We start from the raw sequence: 16,853 nt of genomic DNA, 5'->3' as shown, positions 1-16,853 counted from the left end.
CCCAGGCTGTTAGCGATAACCCCTACTTAGCACAGCATTTTTGCGCAAAAATGTGGCGCCTTATTGCGGCGCGTCATTGCATTTTCTATCAAACTCGGGCATGGCAAAGCCAACTCCTAACGCATTTAACCAAGATGAAAGATAGGCCTGAACATGACCAACCCAGATATCATTTACACCAAGGTTGACGAAGCCCCGCAGCTTGCCTCGGCATCGCTGCTGCCGATCATTCAGTCTTTCGCGGCGGCTGCCGGCGTATCGGTTGGTGTTAAGGATATCTCGCTTGCAGGGCGTATCATCGCGACATTCCCCGAAAACCTGACGGATGATCAACGCCAACCCGATGATCTAGCCGAGCTGGGCAAGCTGGTCAAAACCCCGACGGCCAACGTCATCAAACTGCCAAACATTTCGGCCTCGGTGCCGCAACTTGTGGCCGCTGTTAAGGAATTGCAGTCCAAAGGCTATGCGATCCCCGACTATCCGGCAGATCCAAGCACAGACGCCGAAAAGGCAATTCGCGCACGCTTTGATGCGATCAAAGGCTCGGCTGTGAATCCGGTTCTACGCGAAGGCAACTCGGATCGTCGTGCAGCGGTTGCTGTAAAAAACTATGCCATGTCTAACCCGCATTCGATGGGCAAATGGGCGCCAGACAGCAAGACCGTTGTATCAACCATGTCGGCCAACGATTTCTTTTCTAATGAGAAATCGGCAACCCTTACTGCCGAACAGGCTGGCCCCGCCCGCATTGAACTTGTCACTGTCGATGGTGCTGTTACCGTGCTGAAAGACGGCGTAAAATATGGCGCAGGCACCGTGGTTGACGCTACGTTCATGTCGGCCCGCGCGCTGGATGCGTTCTTGGCCGAACAAATCGCCGCGACCAAAGCCGCTGGCACGCTGTTCTCGATCCACCTGAAAGCCACTATGATGAAGGTCTCGGACCCCATCCTGTTTGGCCACGCTGTTAAGGTTTTCTTGCAGCCGGTGTTTGATGAATTCGGCGACAAAATGGCCGCTGCTGGCGTGAACCCGAACTCTGGCCTTGGCGCCGTTTTGGACCAAGTCGCCAAAATGGATGAGGCCACAGAAATCCTTGCGGCAATCGACGCCGTTATGGCCGAACGCCCACCGATGTATATGGTTAACTCGGACAAAGGCATCACCAACCTGCACGTCCCGTCTGATGTGATCATCGACGCGTCCTTGCCCGCGCTGATCCGCGCTGGCGGCAAAGGATGGGGCCCAGACGGCAAGGCTGCGGATACCAACTGCATCATCCCCGACAGCTCTTACGCGCCGATCTATGACGAATCCGTTAAGTATTTCAAAGAAACCGGCGCGCTTGACCCGACCACCGCTGGCACCGTGCAAAACGTTGGCCTGATGGCGCAAAAAGCCGAAGAATACGGCTCGCACCCCACCACTTTTGAGATCCCAACCGCAGGCACCGTTCGCATCGTTCTGGCAAATGGCGACATTTTGCACGAACATGAGGTAGAAGCTGGCGACATCTGGCGCGCGGCATCCACCAACCAAGGCCCGATCGAAGACTGGGTGCAACTGGCCATCAGCCGTCAAAAGGCCGAAGGTTGCCAAGCGATTTTCTGGCTCGACGAAGCCCGTGCGCATGATGCCGAGCTGCTGAAATACGTGCGCCCAATCCTTGCTGCTGCTGGCGTCAGCGATAAGTTCCAAATCATGGCACCTCGTGCCGCGACCCGTTTGTCGCTGGAAACCATCCGCAAGGGCAAAAACTCTATCGCCATTTCGGGTAACGTTCTACGCGATTACCTGACCGACCTGTTCCCGATTCTGGAACTGGGCACCTCGGCCAAGATGCTGTCGATCGTCAAGCTGATGAACGGCGGCGGCATGTTTGAAACCGGCGCTGGCGGCTCGGCCCCCAAGCACGTTCAACAGCTGACCGAAGAAAACCACCTGCGCTGGGACAGCCTGGGTGAGTTCTGCGCATTGGGGGAAAGCCTGAAATTCCTTGCAGAAACAAAGGCGAATGACAAAGCCCGCATCCTCGGCGTTGCCGTTGATCGTGCGACCCAAGGCGTGTTGGATCACAACAAGTCGCCCGAGGCCAAAGTTGGCCAAAACGACAACCGCGCCAGCCACTACTACTTTGCGCTGTATTGGGCCAAGGCCTTGGCCAGCCAGAACGAAGACCCTGCGCTGATCGAACATTTCGCTCCCATCGCCAAAGCGCTGGAAGAAAACGAAGACACGATCTTGGCTGAATTGATGGCCGCCGAGGGCAAGCCCGCCGATCTGGGCGGCTACTTCCTGACCGATCTGGCCAAAACCAACAATGTGATGCGCCCTTCGGCCACCATGTTGAAAATTCTGGCCTAATCCAAACAGCACCGGTCCCAACGGGGGCCGGTGCGACCCTACAGTTTCATGCTTGACCCGCGCCTGTTTCGACCCTATCAAATCGTTAATCGACGATAGGCGAAATTATATGCATACCGACCCCCACCTGACAGAAACCCATTTGGCCGATTTGGCCAAGGCCCTGGCCCACCCGGCCAGGCTGCGCATTTTGCAGTTGCTAGCGCGCACACCCGGTTGCATCGGCGGCGATATCGTCGGGGCCATCGGCCTTGCGCAATCGACCGTGTCCGAGCACCTGCGCATCCTGAAAGCCGCCGGTGTGATAAGCGGCGAAATCGACGGCCCCCGCATTTGCTATGCGCTGGCGCCTGCGGCCCTTGCCCCGTTGTCAAATTTCATTGCTACGCTTCCCATTGCCGATAAAACCTGCTGCCTGCCTACGCAGGACATGACCATAAAGGACCGAACATGAGCCTGTTTGAACGCTATCTCAGCCTTTGGGTTGCCCTGTGCATCCTTGCGGGCATTACTTTGGGCAACCTGATGCCCGCACTTTTCGCCAGCCTCGCAGGCCTTGAATACGCCTCGGTTAACCTTGTCGTTGCCGTGCTCATCTGGGCCATGGTCTACCCGATGATGGTCGCCGTTGATCTCGGCTCGTTGAAATCGGTGGGTAAGCGGCCCAAGGGGCTGATCATCACCATCATCATCAACTGGCTGATCAAACCCTTTACAATGGCCGCGCTTGGGGTGCTGTTCTTCAAACATGTCTTTGCGGGGTTTATTCCCCCTGCACAGGCGACAGAATACATCGCAGGCCTTATTTTATTGGGTGCTGCCCCCTGTACCGCGATGGTGTTTGTCTGGTCGCAAATGACCAAGGGCGATGCGAATTACACCTTGGTCCAAGTGTCGCTGAATGACCTGATTATGGTCGTAGCATTCGCGCCCATCGTCGCCTTTCTTTTGGACGTGACCGAGGTTGCCGTCCCGTGGGAGACGCTGATCTTGTCGACCGTGCTGTACGTTGTCATCCCGCTGGTCGCAGGCATACTGACCCGCGCTTTGCTGGTAAAACGCGGCGCTGCCATCAGCGATTTCACCGCCCGCATCAAGCCCGCCTCTATCATGGGCCTGTTGCTGACCGTCGTGCTGCTGTTCGGCTTTCAAGGGCCGGTTATCCTTGCGCAACCCGCGCTGATCGCCCTGCTTGCGGTGCCGATCATCATCCAATCCTACGGCATTTTTGCCTTGGGCTATGGCTGGGCGTGGGCGTGGAAACTGCCCCATTCCATCGCGGCCCCTTGCGCGCTGATCGGCACCTCTAACTTCTTTGAACTGGCTGTCGCCGTGGCCATCGGCCTGTTCGGCCTTAACTCTGGCGCAGCCCTTGTCACCGTGGTCGGCGTGTTGGTCGAGGTGCCGGTGATGCTGTCGCTCGTCGCCTTTGCCAACCGCACCAGAGAGAGCTTTCCCAAATGACCTTTCCCATCACCATCCATCACAACCCCGCATGTGGCACCTCACGCAACGTTCTGGAAATCATCACGGCAGCTGGCTATAGCCCTGTCGTCATTGACTATATTACCGAAGGCTGGACCCGCCCACAACTCCTCGGGCTATTCGCCGCCGCCAATCTGACGCCAAGGCAGGCGCTACGGGTCAGCAAAACCCCGGCCGAGTCCCTCGGTCTAACCCAGCCGGATATCACCGACGATCAACTGCTCGACGCGATGGTCGCCCACCCTATTCTGGTGAATCGGCCCATCGTTTGCACCCCCAAAGGCGTGCGCCTGTGTCGCCCGTCCGAGGCGGTTCTGGACCTGCTTGACCAACTTCCCCCCGGTCCTTTTGCCAAAGAAGACGGCGAGTTGCTGATCGACGCGAAAGGAAACCGCCTTGTCTAACCTGTCAAATATCGACGCGGCCCTCTTGCCCGCAATCGACGAAACATCCCTGTTGGCACCGCCGCACAAAATCCACGCCCCGCGCATCCTGATGCTCTACGGCTCGCTACGCCCACGCAGTTTCAGCCGCCTATCCGCCGAGGAAGCTGGTCGCATTCTGACCCATCTCGGGGCAGAGGTGCGGTTTTTCAACCCCTCGGGCCTGCCGCTGGTGGATGACAATACCGATGCCACGCACCCCAAAGTGGCGGAATTGCGCGCGCTGGTCGCTTGGTCCGAAGGCATGGTCTGGTCTTCCCCCGAGCGCCACGGCGCAATGACCGGTCTGATGAAAACCCAAGTCGATTGGATCCCCCTGTCGGATGGTGCCGTCCGCCCGACCCAAGGCAAAACGCTGGCCGTGATGCAGGTTTCTGGCGGCTCGCAAAGCTTTAACGCGGTTAACCAGATGCGCATTCTGGGGCGTTGGATGCGGCTGATCACCATCCCCAATCAATCGTCAATTCCCAGGGCGTTTCAAGAGTTTGATGAGGCTGGTCGTATGCGCCCCTCGCCCCTGTACGATCGCATTGTCGACGTGATGGAGAAATTGTTCAAATTCACCCTCCTTACCCGCGACCGCGCAGATTACCTTGTTGATCGCTATTCAGAACGCAAAGAAACCGCAGCAGAGCTGATGAAGCGCGTGAACCAATCTGCCGCCACCTAATGCGGTTTGCGTACCAGCGTACCCTCTAGCGGCACAGCACCTGCAAGCGTGTTTGAAATCGTTCCATATTTCAATACGTTGCGGTGCAAAAGGTCCAGCCGTTGGTCGCTCTCATCACAATCCACCACAATCTGATAGCGGATCAGGGTCAGCTTGGGCGGCGCATCTTGGCGAATGCCCTCCAGTGCCACCTCTACCCCGCGCAGTTGGAATTGCAGCATCGGTGTCACCCGTTCAATGCCCTTTAACATGCAGGCCGCCAGTGCCGACAGCAACAGCTCGACCGGATTCATCGCATCAGCCCGCCCTGCCATATCGGTATCAAGCACAATTTCCGCCTCTTTCGCGCGGGCAAGGCTGCCGTGGCTGTCAACGCGGTGGGCGGCAACACGGTAGTCCATCATTCAAACTCCATCTGCGTAAAGGCCATTTCGGCATTCTTGCGCGCAAGGCTGTCAAACTGCTCTAACCCCGCAAAGCCCGATTGGTCCACATCTGCGGCCTGCCCAAGATCGCCCCCCGCCTCAATCAACGCCCCCACTTGGGCCCGCAGATTAAGCAAATAGTCATAGGTCTGCGCCCGCGCGGTATTCATATCGGTTGCATGGCCATGCCCCGGCACCACATGCGCGGCACCCGTTGCTGCCATCGCTTCAAACACCTCGGGCCATGTCAAAATCGACGATTGCTCGCCCACGCCCAAAATCCGTTCGACATAGACAATATCGCCCGTAAAAACAGTGTCCTTGGCAGGCACAAACACGAAAGCATCGCCCGGCGTATGCCCCGCCCCCGCATGGGTAATTTCAAACGTCACACCGCCCAGATCAAAGCTATAACCCGTCTCAAACATGGTCGTGGCATAAACAGGTGCGGTCCCCGCCAGCGCCCCGCCCAAAAACTGCGTCAGCCCCATCATCTGCACATCCACACGCGCATGTTGATCGGCCACCGCCGCATCGGATGCAATCACCTGCGCCCCTTGCGCCTGCCAATAGCCGTTGCCCAGCCAGCGATGATCTTGGCCACCGGTGTTGATGACCAACTTTACCGGTTGATCGGTCAGCCCTTTGATGGCGGCATCAATCGCAGCCGCCCCAGCCCAAGACCCTCCTGCATCAACCAACACCACGCCCGCATTCGTGACCACCACGCCGAACGTGGCATTATTGGCAAGGTTATCGGCCGATCGTTGCTCTTTCTCGCCCACCAGCGCCCAAACGCCATCGGTCACCGGTTGGACCTCTAGCCCCGCAGCCACCGCCGCCACGGGGAAAAATGCCAATAACGCCAAAGCCTTCACAGCAGCGCCCCAATCTCATCTGCCGTCAGCACCTTGCCCGACGACACCAGCTTTTCATCGATCACCAAAGCGGGCGTCGACATCACGCCATAGCCTGCAATAACCGCGAAATCAGTGACTTTAACGATCTCGGCCGTCTTCCCCGCCGCCTGTGCCGCCGCCGCAGCGTTATCGGCCAAAATGCCGCATTTTTTGCAACCAGACCCAAGGATTTTGATAATCATGATATGCCCTTTCAAATGAACATGTGCGTTATTGCGTTGAACGTAAATCCGATGGTCAGAATGCCAACCGTGACAATCCCAGTAAAGGCCACCAACAACGGCATTTTAACCACGCGTTTCAGCATGATAAGCGAGGGCAGCGACAGTGCCGTCACCGCCATCATAAAGGCCAGAACGGTACCCAACCCCACGCCCTTGGCCACCAGCGCCTCGGCAATCGGCAAAGTGCCGAAAATATCGGCGTACATCGGAACACCCACCATCGTTGCCACCGGCACCGCCCACCATTTATCCTGCCCCAGCAGCGCCGAAATCGTGGCCTCTGGCACCCAATTATGAATGGCGGCACCAATCCCCACCCCGATGAGTACATAGGGCCAAACCTTTCCCGCAATGTCGCGCACCTGATCGCGGGCAAAGGCAAGCCGCTCGGCCCGCGTCAGCGCCTCATCCGTATCCGTTACCGGCACGTTGTGCACAAAACTTTCAACCTGATCTTCCATCCCCAGATTGCCAATGATCGTGCCGCCAACCACCGCCACCACCAGCCCAACGCCGACATAAGCCAATGCAATCGGCCAAGAAAAAATCGACGCCAGCAAAATGACCGAGGCCATATCGACCAAAGGCGAGGATATCAAAAACGAAAACGTCACGCCAAGCGGCAATCCTGCCGCCGTAAACCCGATGAACAGCGGAATAGAGGAGCACGAACAAAACGGGGTAATCGTCCCCAGCAGCGCCCCCAGAATATTCGCCCCAACCCCGGATCGCCCGCCCAAAATCCGCCGTGTCCGTTCCGGTGGAAAAAAGCTTTGTACATAGGAAATCGCGAAAATCAGCACCGACAGCAGGATGAAAATCTTGACCACATCATAGACAAAAAACTGCACCGACCCGCCAATCCGCGACGCAGGGTCCAGCCCCACCGCGCGCACGCCCGCCGTCACAAGATCAGACAGCCACTGCATCCGCAGCAATTGGTCATTCATCCAGCCAAAAACGCTCACGCCATCACCTCTTCTACCAATGCCGCATCCAAAAGCCTGCGCAACGGTGCCGCCAAATCGGGGTTAATCCGGTAGCGCACCCATTGCGCATCACGCCGATCCACCACCAAACCCGCTTGCTTTAGCACCTGCATATGCCGCGACATCCGGCTTTGTGTGGCACCAAGCCGCGCCATCAACGCACAAACGCAATGCTCATCGTCATCATACAAGGCCCGCATCGCGGCGAGACGCGTCGGTTCGGCAAGGGCAGTTAGGGCTGTCAGAATCATCGTATCACCTCGGCTTTTGCGCATTTGCGCATAGGCCGATTTGAACGCCCCTGATCCAAATCAATCGGCCCGAAAAAACCGCTAGCACATCCGCAAAATTCTGCGACAAGGCCCCAAACACCCGCCAAAGGCCTCGCACATGCCCACACCCCTGATCACCATCGGCCTGCTCCTCGCGTCAAACGTCTTTATGACCTTTGCATGGTATGGCCACCTAAAGTATAAATCCGCCCCGCTGCTTGCTGTGATCGCCATCAGCTGGGGCATCGCGCTGTTTGAATATATGCTGCAAGTGCCGGCCAACCGCATTGGCCACGGCTATTTTTCAGCGGCCGAGTTGAAAACCATCCAAGAGGTCATCACCCTGCTGGTGTTCGCTGCGTTTTCGGTGTTTTACCTAAAAGAGCCGCTGTCATGGAACCACCTTCTCGGCTTTGGTTTCATCGCGCTGGGGGCGTTTTTCATTTTTCACAAATGGGCTTAACGCGCGGTCATTCATTTCTGCAATAGACAGGCCGCCGCGATGGGCGTAGCAGTTTTGCATGAGCACACCACCTACAGTCCGCTATTTTGATCGGACCACCGCCCCGCATATCACAACACTCGTTTTCATGGCCGGCGTCGCGGCGATGTCTTTGAACGTGTTCTTGCCATCGCTGCCGTCAATGGCGCTGTATTTCGGCGTAGATTATGCGGTGATGCAGCTGTCACTCTCTCTCTACCTTGCCGCAACGGCCCTGTTGCAGCTGTTCGTGGGCCCAGTGTCTGACCGCTTTGGCCGCCGCCCTGTTATCCTTGCCGCCACCGCCATTTTCACACTGGCCTGCGCTGGCTCGCTCCTCGCGCCCAATTACGGTGTGTTTTTAACCTTCCGCTTGGTGCAAGCCGTAATTGCGTCGGGCTTTGTGCTGTCACGCGCCGCCGTGCGCGATATGGTCCCCCAAGACCAAGCCGCCTCGATGATCGGCTATGTGTCGATGGGTATGGCCATGGTCCCAATGATCGCCCCCGTCATCGGCGGCCTTCTGGATGAGGCATTCGGCTGGCAAGCGTCGTTCATTATGCTGATGCTGTCAGGGGCTACCGCGTTTGTCGTGATCTGGTTCGATATGGGCGAAACCAGCACCACCCGCGCCAGCAGTTTTACCGCCCAGATGCGCCAATACCCGTCTTTGCTGCGCTCTCAACGGTTCTGGGGCTACTGCTTGGCAGCGGGCTTTGCCTCTGGCGCGTTTTTCGCCTATCTCGGCGGCGCGCCTTATGTCGGCACCACCTTCTTTCATATGGATGCAGCCACGCTTGGGCTGTATTTCGGCGCGCCAGCTTTGGGGTATATGGCAGGTAACTTTTTCTCGGGCCGCTATGCTGTGCGCTATGGCGTGAACCGCATGGTTCTTGTGGGCGCACTAACCACGACGGGTGGCATGTTGTTGCTGGCGATTTTGACGATGCTAGGCGCCACGGGGCCGAACCTGTTTTTCGGGTTGATGATCTTTGTTGGCCTCGGCAACGGCCTGCTCAGCCCCAGCGCCAATGCGGGTATGCTGTCGGTTCGCCCCAGTTTGGCAGGCTCGGCGGCGGGTCTTGGCGGTGCGTTCCTTATCGGCACCGGCGCGCTGCTTTCGGCACTTGCAGGCTTTGTGCTTGGTCCCCAAACGGGCCCAATGCCGCTGATCTTGGTCATGCTCCTCACCTCTGCCGCCTCGATCCTGTGCATTTTATGGGTCTTGCGCCGCGAGAACGAACTGAAATCCGCTTGACGCCACCGCTTTGCAAAGCCACGCTAAGCTTTGCAAACCAGAGGGCAGATTATGGCCACCCAAAAAATCTATGCGGGCGCAAAGCTGCGTGAATTGCGCGGCCGCCTGCGTCTGACGCAAAAGATTTTCGCGCAGAAACTTGGTATCTCGCTGCCCTATCTGAACCAGATGGAAAACAATCACCGCCCCATTTCGGCGGGCGTAGTGCTGGGCCTGGCCCAAGAGTTTGGTCAAGACGTGACCGAGTTATCCACAGGCGATAGCGAACGCATCGTCACCGACATGCGCGAGGCCTTGGCCGACCCAGTTTTCACCGCACCACCCCCATTGGCCGATCTGCGCCTCGCGGCCTCTAACGCCCCCGCCTTGGCCCGCGCGTTCCTAGACCTGCACCGCGCTTATCGCCAAAGCCACGAACGCCTCGCCTCATTGGATGAGGCATTGGGCCGCTCTGACAGCACCCCCTCGGCATGGGAAGAGGTGCGGGATTTCTTTCACTATTGCGACAATTACATCGACGCGGTTGATAAAGCGGCTGAGCGCTACGCCACCCTAAAAGGCCCTGATATTCCAATAGAAAACACGGCGCTGTCCACATTAGAGAGCCTGGGCATCGATTTGACACTTTCGAACATTTCCGAATTGCGCCGCTTTGACCCCAAGGCGAAACGCCTTGCCTTGTCCAGCCGCGCCACGGGTGCGACTCGCCGCTTTCAACTGCTGCATCAAGTGGCGTTGCTTACCCAAAATGACCTGCTAGAGGCGACGCTCGACCTCGCGCAATTCCAAAGCTCTGAGGCGCGCAGCATTGCCAAAATCGGGCTGGCCAATTATTTTGCCGGCGCGGCCGTGATGCCCTACACCAGCTTTCTGCGCACCGCCGCACAAGAGCGCCACGATCTTGAGCGCCTGTCTGATCTGTTCGACAGCTCTATCGAGCAAGTCGCCCACCGGCTTTCCACCCTGCAGCGCCCCGGAGCCAAAGGTGTTCCGTTCTTTTTCGTACGGGTCGATCAGGCTGGCACCGTCACCAAACGCCACTCGGCCACCCGCTTTCAATTTGCGCGGTTTGGCGGGGCTTGCCCGTTGTGGAACGTCCACCAAGCCTTTGAAACCCCAGGCCGTTTTCTGCGCCAACTGGCCGAAACGCCGGATGGCGTGCGCTATGTGTGCCTTGCGCGTGACGTGTCAAAATCCGGGGGGGCGTTCGGCGCGCCGGTACGGCGTTATGCTATTGGTTTGGGCTGCGAAATCGGCCATGCCGACCAACTCGTCTATGCCGATGGATTGGATCTAAAGGGCCGGTTCGAACCCATCGGCATTTCCTGCCGAATTTGCGAGCGGCCCGATTGTCATCAACGCTCGGTGCCGCCGCTGGAAAAGCGCCTATCGGTCAATCCCGATGCGCGTGGGGTCGTGCCTTATGGCATCGACCCCGACTTGCCTTAGGCTGCCGAAATCAGCGCCCAAATCTCATCTTTCAGCCGTGTGCGTTGCTTGCGCAGCTCGCCCTCATGGGCGTCATCAGTCGGCTCAACATTGGCTTCCGCCCGATGCACAGCACGGTTAACCTCGTGATATTCATCAAAAAGCTTGGCAAAATGCGCGTTCTCCAGCTTTAGCTTGTGCATCTTTTCTACAGCGTCCGGAAACTCTTCGGCCAATTCATGGGGTGTGTGCGACATGGAACTCTCCTTGTTGGTTCGTGATACGCGAACTATAGCCCCTGCCATGACGCAGCACTTTGACAGGGATCAACCCGACAAAAAAGAATATCGCTGATTCAGCGTTTTGCAGCGCGAAACCCGGCGGCTTGCGCATCGGCTTCCGAACAAAAGAACGCCTCGCCTTTGGCGACAGAAATCCGCGTCGCGTCATAATCACGCTGGCCAGGCATGTGGTAAATCCGCTTGCCTTTGGTGTTGATGTTGCCCTTGATCGCGCAGCCCTCGGGCGCAGGTTGCCGCTTGGCAATTTTGCGATAGTCGGCTGGTGCCGTCACCGCGCCCGACCACAGCCCCCGCAACTCGGCTTTGGCGGTCGCTTCCAGCGTCACATAATCAAGCGAATATTGAACATAGGCCGCCGCCGCCCCCTGCCGCACCATTTCGGCGCCGATATCGCGCCCAGCCGCAGTGCAACGCGCCACCGTGCAGCCATAGCGGTCACGGTCTAGCGCCTCACATTTCAGCACCCCGCGCGCCGCTAGTTTCGCCAACACCTGTGCCGCCCAAACGCCACACTCCCAGTTACGCCCCGATGGGTCGCAGCGTTGCCGCAGCTCGGGCGCGTCAATCCCAAACAGCCGGATACGTTCGCCAGCAACCACAATGGTATCGCCATCCACGATGCGTGCTTGCCCCGTCAGGGTTAACGCGCCGGCGGGGGCCGCAAGTAGGGCTGCCAGAACAGAAAGGGAACGAAGTATTAACATAACTGCGTTTTCGGCCCGAAACGGCCCGAAAGCAAGATATTTGTTAACTATTGGTTAACCTTTATTAACGTTACTCAACCGTTATCGCTGTGCCTCACGCCAGTCGTCATTCATCTTTGGCCCAAGGTTCAAAGGCGCAAGCGGCGTGCGGCCCAGAATATGATCTGCTGCCTTTTCGCCAACCATAATCGACGGCCCGTTCAAGTTCCCATTGGTAATACGCGGAAAAATAGAACTATCGGCCAGCCGCAGCCCTTCAACGCCAATCACGCGGCACTCGTTATCAACCACAGCCATCGGGTCATCACGGCGCCCCATCTTGGCGGTGCCACAAGGGTGATAGGCGCTTTCGGCATGTTCGCGGATGAAATCATCAATCTCGGCATCCGACTGCACGCCCGCCCCCGGTTGAATCTCATGCTTTACATGCGGCTGCATTGCGGCTTGGACAAACACCTCGCGCGTCAGCCGAATGCATGCGCGGAAATCCTCCCAATCTTGAGGGTCGGACATATAGTTGAATTTGATCACCGGATGCGCCGCTGGGTCCGCCGACCGTAGCCGCACCGTGCCCCGCGACGGGCTGCGCATCGGGCCGGTATGGACTTGAAAGCCATGCCCCTCAGCGCTGGCCTTGCCGTCATAGCGCACGGCAATTGGTAAAAAATGATATTGAATATCAGGGTATTCTACGCCGATCTTACTACGGATAAACCCACAAGCCTCAAACTGGTTAGACGCCCCCAGCCCCTTGCGCGTGAACAACCACTGCGCCCCGATCAGCGCCTTGCCCAGCAGGTTCCAGTATTTATACAGCGTGATCGGCTGTTTACTGGCAAACTGCATATACACCTCAAGGTGGTCTTGCAAATTGCTGCCCACACCGGGGCGATCTGCCACGACCGCGATCCCGTGCTCGGCCAAATGCGCGGCAGGGCCGATGCCCGACAGCATCAACAGCTTGGGCGAATTCAGGCTGCTGGCAGCCAAAATCACCTCTTTGCCCGCCGAAATCACCTGCACCGCGCCGCCGATTGACACTTCAACCCCCACGGCGCGGCCATTTTCAATCACCACTTTGCGTGCCAACCCGCGCACCAGCTGCACCTGCCCCGCTTTCATCGCAGGCTTCAAATACGCATTCGCCGCTGACCAACGCTGGCCTTTGTAAATCGTGGCCTCCATCGGGCCAAACCCCTCTTGCGCGGCCCCATTATAGTCAGTTGCTACCGGATAACCGGCCTGCGCACCGGCCTGAATAAAGGCATCAAACAACGGATTAGCCCGGGGTCCGCGCGTAATATGCAGCGGGCCATCGGTGCCACGATAGTCGGACGTGCCACCGTGCCAATGCTCCATCCGCCGGAAATAGGGCAGCACATCGGCATAGCCCCAGCCTTCAGCCCCTGCCTCGGCCCAATGATCAAAATCACGGGCATGGCCGCGCACATAGACCATGCCGTTAATGCTGCTTGATCCGCCAATGACCTTGCCGCGCGGCGTTACCAACGACCGCCCGCCCAAATGCGGCTCGGGCTCGGACGCCATCCCCCAGTCATACAGGCCCATATTCATCGGATAAGATAGCGCCGCCGGCATCTGAATAAACGGCCCCGCATCCGTGCCGCCAAACTCGATCACAATGACCGAGGCCCCAGCCTCGCCCAACCGGTAAGCCATCGCACAGCCAGCCGAGCCAGCGCCGACAATCACATAATCCGCCTTCATCATCTTACCCTATTTTCAGCATCAATACGGCGCATCAACCGGCCCCATGCCGACATAAACGCTCTTGATCTGGCTGTAATAATCCAGCGCTGCTTTGCCGTTTTCACGCCCCACGCCAGACAATTTGGCACCGCCGAACGGCATTTCTACCGGCGTCAGGTTGTAGGTGTTTATCCAACAGGTCCCCGCCTGCAACGCCCCGATCACGCGGTGTGCGCGAGTCAAATCTGCGGTAAACACGCCAGCCGCCAAGCCAAAATCCGTATCATTTGCGCGGCTTACAACCTCATCTTCATCCGAAAACGCAAGCACTGCCATCACCGGCCCAAAGACCTCTTCGCGTGCCAAGATCATGTCGTCGGTGACATCGGCAAACACTGTCGGCTGCACAAACATGCCGTCACGTTTGCCCCCTGTGACCAGTCGCGCGCCCTGCGCGACCGCGCCGTCAACATAGCCCATCACCTTATCGACCTGCGCGGCAGTCACCAACGGCCCCATCTGCGTGGCCATATCCAGCGGATCGCCCAATATAATTTTCTCGGCACGCACGGCCAAAGCCCTTAGAAACGCAGGCAAAATCGCCTTTTGCACGAACACACGCGTGCCGTTGCTGCACACCTGCCCTGCCGAGTAGAAATTCGCCATCATCGCCGCACCAACAGCACTGTCCAAATCTGCATCGTCAAAGATAATCAACGGCGATTTGCCACCCAGCTCCATCGTCACATTGCGCACGCCCTCGGCGGCCGCTGCATACACCTTGCGCCCCGTGGGCACCGATCCCGTCAGTGACACCTTGGCCACACGCGGGTCCTTCACCAGCCCTGCCCCAACAGAACCGCGCCCCTGTACCACGTTAAACAGCCCCGCAGGCAAGCCCGCATCCATGAAAATCTGCGCCAATTCAAGCGCCCCCAAAGGCGTCACCTCCGAGGGCTTGAACACCATCGCATTCCCCATCGCCAAGGCAGGTGCTGACTTCCAGCATGCAATCTGGCTGGGGTAATTCCACGCCCCGATCCCCACGCAAACGCCCAAGGCCTCACGCAGGGTATAGGCGAAATCGCCACCCAACGGGATGCTCTCACCGGTCACACTTGCCACAAGGCCGCCAAAATACTCCAACGCATCCGCGCCCGAAGGCCAATCCGCCACCAGTGTTTCTTGCAACGGCTTGCCTGTGTCCAAGGTCTCTAACCGCGCCAAAGCATCGCCGCGTTCGCGAATCAAATCCGCCGCACGCCGCAAAATCCGCCCGCGTTCCACCGGCTTGCGCGCAGCCCAGTCCGTTTGCGCGGCCTTAGCAGATGCCAAGGCCGCGTCGATCACTGCCGCAGTCGCCTCATGCACCCGCGCGATCACCGCGCCCGTAGCCGGATAAAGCACGTCAATCGGTGCCCCTGCGGTATCTTCCATCCAACAGCCATTCACAAAATGGCTCGCTTTTGGCTGCGCAATCATTAGCTTAGTCCTCTTTCAATTTCAATTCTGCGGCCAAATAGGCCTTAATCACTCGTACCGATGCCGCACCATCCGCAGGCCCATCACTCAGCGCCGCGCGCAAATAAACCCCATCAATCAACGCGCCTAACTGCTCGGCAAGCGCCACCGCGCGCGCGCCCACCAAGGGCCGCAACGCCGCCACAAGGTTCGATTGCAACCGCCGCTGATACACAACCAGCAACCGCCGCGCGCCGGGTGTCTTCTGCGCCAGCACATAAAAATTCAACCACGCGCTGACCACCTCAGCCCGAAAATTTGAAGGGCTAAATGAGGCCAGTAAAATCGCCTCCAGCCGTTCAGTTGGCGTTTTGGCAAGCGCCAACGCCTCCCGCACCTCTGCCCCATACAACGACAAAACATGCCGCATCGCGGCCAAAAAAATCTGCTCTTTGCCGCCAAAATAGTGATGCGCCAGCGCTGTAGACATGCCCGCCCGCTTGGCGATTTGCCCCACCGTCACATCCAAAGACCCCGCCTGCCCGATCTCAATGATCGTGGCTTTGACCAGCGCGGCCTTGCGGATGGGTTCCATTCCAAGCTTGGGCATCACAGATTTCCTCAAATCCCTCACCACCCGAGCTAGCGTAAAGTTTATTGACCCGTCAATCAATAAAAACACAAGCCGACCGCGGACCTTACGTCGCGGTCATAAAAAACCGATCCCTTTTGCAGAAATACGACAATGCAGCGTCGAAAACGAACCAGACACCCTGCCAAAACGGCTTCCAAATCGGGCTAACATTCAGGGGATTTGAAAATGCAATATGCCAGCACTGATCTGATCAACTATGATCGCTATCCGATTCACCAAGATGGCGCCGCGCGGAACGCCCTTTTGGCCCAGATCCGCGCCGATTTGGCCCGCGATGGCTGCGCCGTCCTGAAACAATTTCTGACACCCCAAGGGATCGCCGCCCTGACAACCGAGGCCGAGGGCGTCAACGACAAAGGGCACCGCAGCTATAACCGCACCAATGTTTATTTCACCAAGGATGACCCGACGCTGCCAAAGAGTGACCCGCGCCGCCAGTTTTTTGACCGATCAAACGCGTTTGTGCCCGCCGACAATTTTGCCAGCGATGGCCCTTTGCGCACCATCCATGACAGCACCGGCTTTGATCGCTTTATCCAAGATAGTCTGGAAGAGGTAAACTTTCACCGTTACGCCGACCCTCTGGCCGATGTGATCATCAACGTCGCGGATGAGGGCAACGGTTTTCCGTGGCATTTTGATACCAACAATTACACCGTAACCATCGCAATTCAGAACGCCGAGGCCGGTGGTGCGTTTGAATATGCACCTCGGATACGCAAAGATAGCGAGAATTTTGAAGAGGTCTCGCGCGTGCTGGCCGGCACCTCGGACGCCGTCAAAGTGTTAAACCTGACCCCCGGCGATTTGCAAATCTTTCGCGGCCGCTATTCCTTGCACCGCGTTGCCCCGCTCACCGGCAAGCGCCCCCGCTATGTTGCAATCTTTTCCTATGTCGAAGAGCCGAACATGGTAGGCGCGCCTGAGCGCGTGATGCAGCTTTACGGACGCACCTTGCCTATCCACCATGCGCGCGCAGGGCAACGAGCTGACAGCTACCTCGACTAAGGTTGCGCACAGGCAGGTTAAGAAAGGGTTGGTTTTTTATCTAAACCCAAC

The 16,853-nt window shown here is 57.9% G+C and carries 19 protein-coding genes; 9 read left to right on the top strand and 10 right to left on the bottom strand.

The genetic code is table 11. The features are described 5' to 3' along the window. Positions 1-153 precede the first annotated feature (153 nt). The 5 genes from ACEN2J_RS11420 to arsH all read left to right on the top strand — a co-directional run bounded on the left by ACEN2J_RS11420 (position 154) and on the right by arsH (position 4,965). A complete protein-coding gene (locus tag ACEN2J_RS11420; protein ID WP_442105939.1) occupies positions 154-2,367 on the top strand; it encodes an NADP-dependent isocitrate dehydrogenase in 2,214 nt (737 codons plus the stop codon). A 109-nt stretch (positions 2,368-2,476) separates the two neighbouring features. Next, positions 2,477-2,821, top strand: a complete 345-nt coding sequence (locus tag ACEN2J_RS11415) for an ArsR/SmtB family transcription factor (RefSeq protein ID WP_442105937.1) — start codon at positions 2,477-2,479, stop codon at positions 2,819-2,821. Continuing rightward, entirely contained in the window at positions 2,818-3,831 is a 1,014-nt protein-coding gene (gene arsB, locus ACEN2J_RS11410) for an ACR3 family arsenite efflux transporter (RefSeq protein ID WP_442105935.1), read from the top strand. Before ACEN2J_RS11415 ends, arsB begins: the two co-directional genes overlap by 4 nt. Continuing rightward, positions 3,828-4,256, top strand: coding sequence for an arsenate reductase (glutaredoxin) (arsC, locus tag ACEN2J_RS11405; protein WP_442105933.1), 429 nt, complete (start codon positions 3,828-3,830; stop codon positions 4,254-4,256). Before arsB ends, arsC begins: the two co-directional genes overlap by 4 nt. Then, positions 4,249-4,965 (top strand): arsenical resistance protein ArsH, encoded by a 717-nt coding sequence (gene arsH, locus ACEN2J_RS11400; RefSeq protein ID WP_442105931.1) that lies wholly within the window; start codon positions 4,249-4,251, stop codon positions 4,963-4,965. Before arsC ends, arsH begins: the two co-directional genes overlap by 8 nt. Here arsH and ACEN2J_RS11395 read toward each other — a convergent pair. Genes ACEN2J_RS11395 through ACEN2J_RS11375 form a run of 5 tightly spaced genes read right to left on the bottom strand, consistent with a single transcriptional unit; the run spans position 4,962 to position 7,774 of the window. After that, positions 4,962-5,369, bottom strand: a complete 408-nt coding sequence (locus tag ACEN2J_RS11395) for an OsmC family protein (protein WP_442105929.1) — start codon at positions 5,367-5,369, stop codon at positions 4,962-4,964. The two genes, arsH and ACEN2J_RS11395, sit on opposite strands and share 4 nt — an antisense overlap. Then, entirely contained in the window at positions 5,366-6,250 is an 885-nt protein-coding gene (locus tag ACEN2J_RS11390) for an MBL fold metallo-hydrolase (protein WP_442105927.1), read from the bottom strand. The genes ACEN2J_RS11395 and ACEN2J_RS11390 overlap by 4 nt, the downstream gene beginning before the upstream one ends. Positions 6,251-6,264: 14 nt before the next feature. Then, positions 6,265-6,492, bottom strand: a complete 228-nt coding sequence (locus ACEN2J_RS11385; RefSeq protein WP_442105925.1) for a thioredoxin family protein — start codon at positions 6,490-6,492, stop codon at positions 6,265-6,267. Positions 6,493-6,503: 11 nt separating this feature from the next. Then, positions 6,504-7,502, bottom strand: a complete 999-nt coding sequence (locus ACEN2J_RS11380) for a permease (protein WP_442105923.1) — start codon at positions 7,500-7,502, stop codon at positions 6,504-6,506. Beyond that, positions 7,499-7,774 carry an ArsR/SmtB family transcription factor gene (locus ACEN2J_RS11375; RefSeq protein ID WP_442105921.1) on the bottom strand — a complete coding sequence of 92 codons (276 nt, stop codon included), beginning with the start codon at positions 7,772-7,774 and terminating at the stop codon, positions 7,499-7,501. The genes ACEN2J_RS11380 and ACEN2J_RS11375 overlap by 4 nt, the downstream gene beginning before the upstream one ends. Before the next feature lie 139 nt (positions 7,775-7,913). On the opposite strand from ACEN2J_RS11375, the gene ACEN2J_RS11370 reads away from it, so the two are divergent. Genes ACEN2J_RS11370 through ACEN2J_RS11360 form a run of 3 tightly spaced genes read left to right on the top strand, consistent with a single transcriptional unit; the run spans position 7,914 to position 10,983 of the window. Beyond that, on the top strand, positions 7,914-8,258 hold the full coding sequence (locus ACEN2J_RS11370) for a DMT family protein (RefSeq protein WP_442105919.1): 345 nt from the start codon (positions 7,914-7,916) through the stop codon (positions 8,256-8,258). Positions 8,259-8,316: 58 nt separating this feature from the next. Further along, entirely contained in the window at positions 8,317-9,534 is a 1,218-nt protein-coding gene (locus ACEN2J_RS11365) for a multidrug effflux MFS transporter (protein ID WP_442105917.1), read from the top strand. 51 nt (positions 9,535-9,585) lie between these two features. Beyond that, a complete protein-coding gene (locus ACEN2J_RS11360) occupies positions 9,586-10,983 on the top strand; it encodes a helix-turn-helix domain-containing protein (protein WP_442105915.1) in 1,398 nt (465 codons plus the stop codon). Here ACEN2J_RS11360 and ACEN2J_RS11355 read toward each other — a convergent pair. The 5 genes from ACEN2J_RS11355 to betI form a co-directional block, all read right to left on the bottom strand. Next, the gene (locus tag ACEN2J_RS11355) at positions 10,980-11,219 is read right to left on the bottom strand and encodes a YdcH family protein (protein ID WP_442105913.1); all 240 of its coding nucleotides are present in this window, start codon (positions 11,217-11,219) and stop codon (positions 10,980-10,982) included. The genes ACEN2J_RS11360 and ACEN2J_RS11355 overlap by 4 nt on opposite strands. Before the next feature lie 98 nt (positions 11,220-11,317). Continuing rightward, entirely contained in the window at positions 11,318-11,968 is a 651-nt protein-coding gene (locus ACEN2J_RS11350; RefSeq protein WP_442105911.1) for a thermonuclease family protein, read from the bottom strand. Positions 11,969-12,049: 81 nt separating this feature from the next. Further along, entirely contained in the window at positions 12,050-13,696 is a 1,647-nt protein-coding gene (betA, locus tag ACEN2J_RS11345; protein WP_442105909.1) for a choline dehydrogenase, read from the bottom strand. A 21-nt stretch (positions 13,697-13,717) separates the two neighbouring features. Then, positions 13,718-15,160 (bottom strand): betaine-aldehyde dehydrogenase, encoded by a 1,443-nt coding sequence (betB, locus tag ACEN2J_RS11340; protein WP_442105908.1) that lies wholly within the window; start codon positions 15,158-15,160, stop codon positions 13,718-13,720. A gap of 4 nt (positions 15,161-15,164) precedes the next feature. Beyond that, a complete protein-coding gene (gene betI / locus ACEN2J_RS11335; protein WP_442105907.1) occupies positions 15,165-15,749 on the bottom strand; it encodes a choline-binding transcriptional repressor BetI in 585 nt (194 codons plus the stop codon). A gap of 210 nt (positions 15,750-15,959) precedes the next feature. Between betI and ACEN2J_RS11330 the strand changes: the two genes are divergently transcribed. Next, the gene (locus ACEN2J_RS11330) at positions 15,960-16,802 is read left to right on the top strand and encodes a HalD/BesD family halogenase (protein ID WP_442105906.1); all 843 of its coding nucleotides are present in this window, start codon (positions 15,960-15,962) and stop codon (positions 16,800-16,802) included. Positions 16,803-16,853: the final 51 nt, after the last annotated feature.

This window comes from Pseudorhodobacter sp. W20_MBD10_FR17 (assembly GCF_052119765.1).
In the GTDB taxonomy this organism is placed as follows: Bacteria; Pseudomonadota; Alphaproteobacteria; order Rhodobacterales; family Rhodobacteraceae; genus Pseudorhodobacter.
Note: the sequence above shows the minus strand (reverse complement) of the source record. Positions and strands in the feature narration are given on the sequence as shown.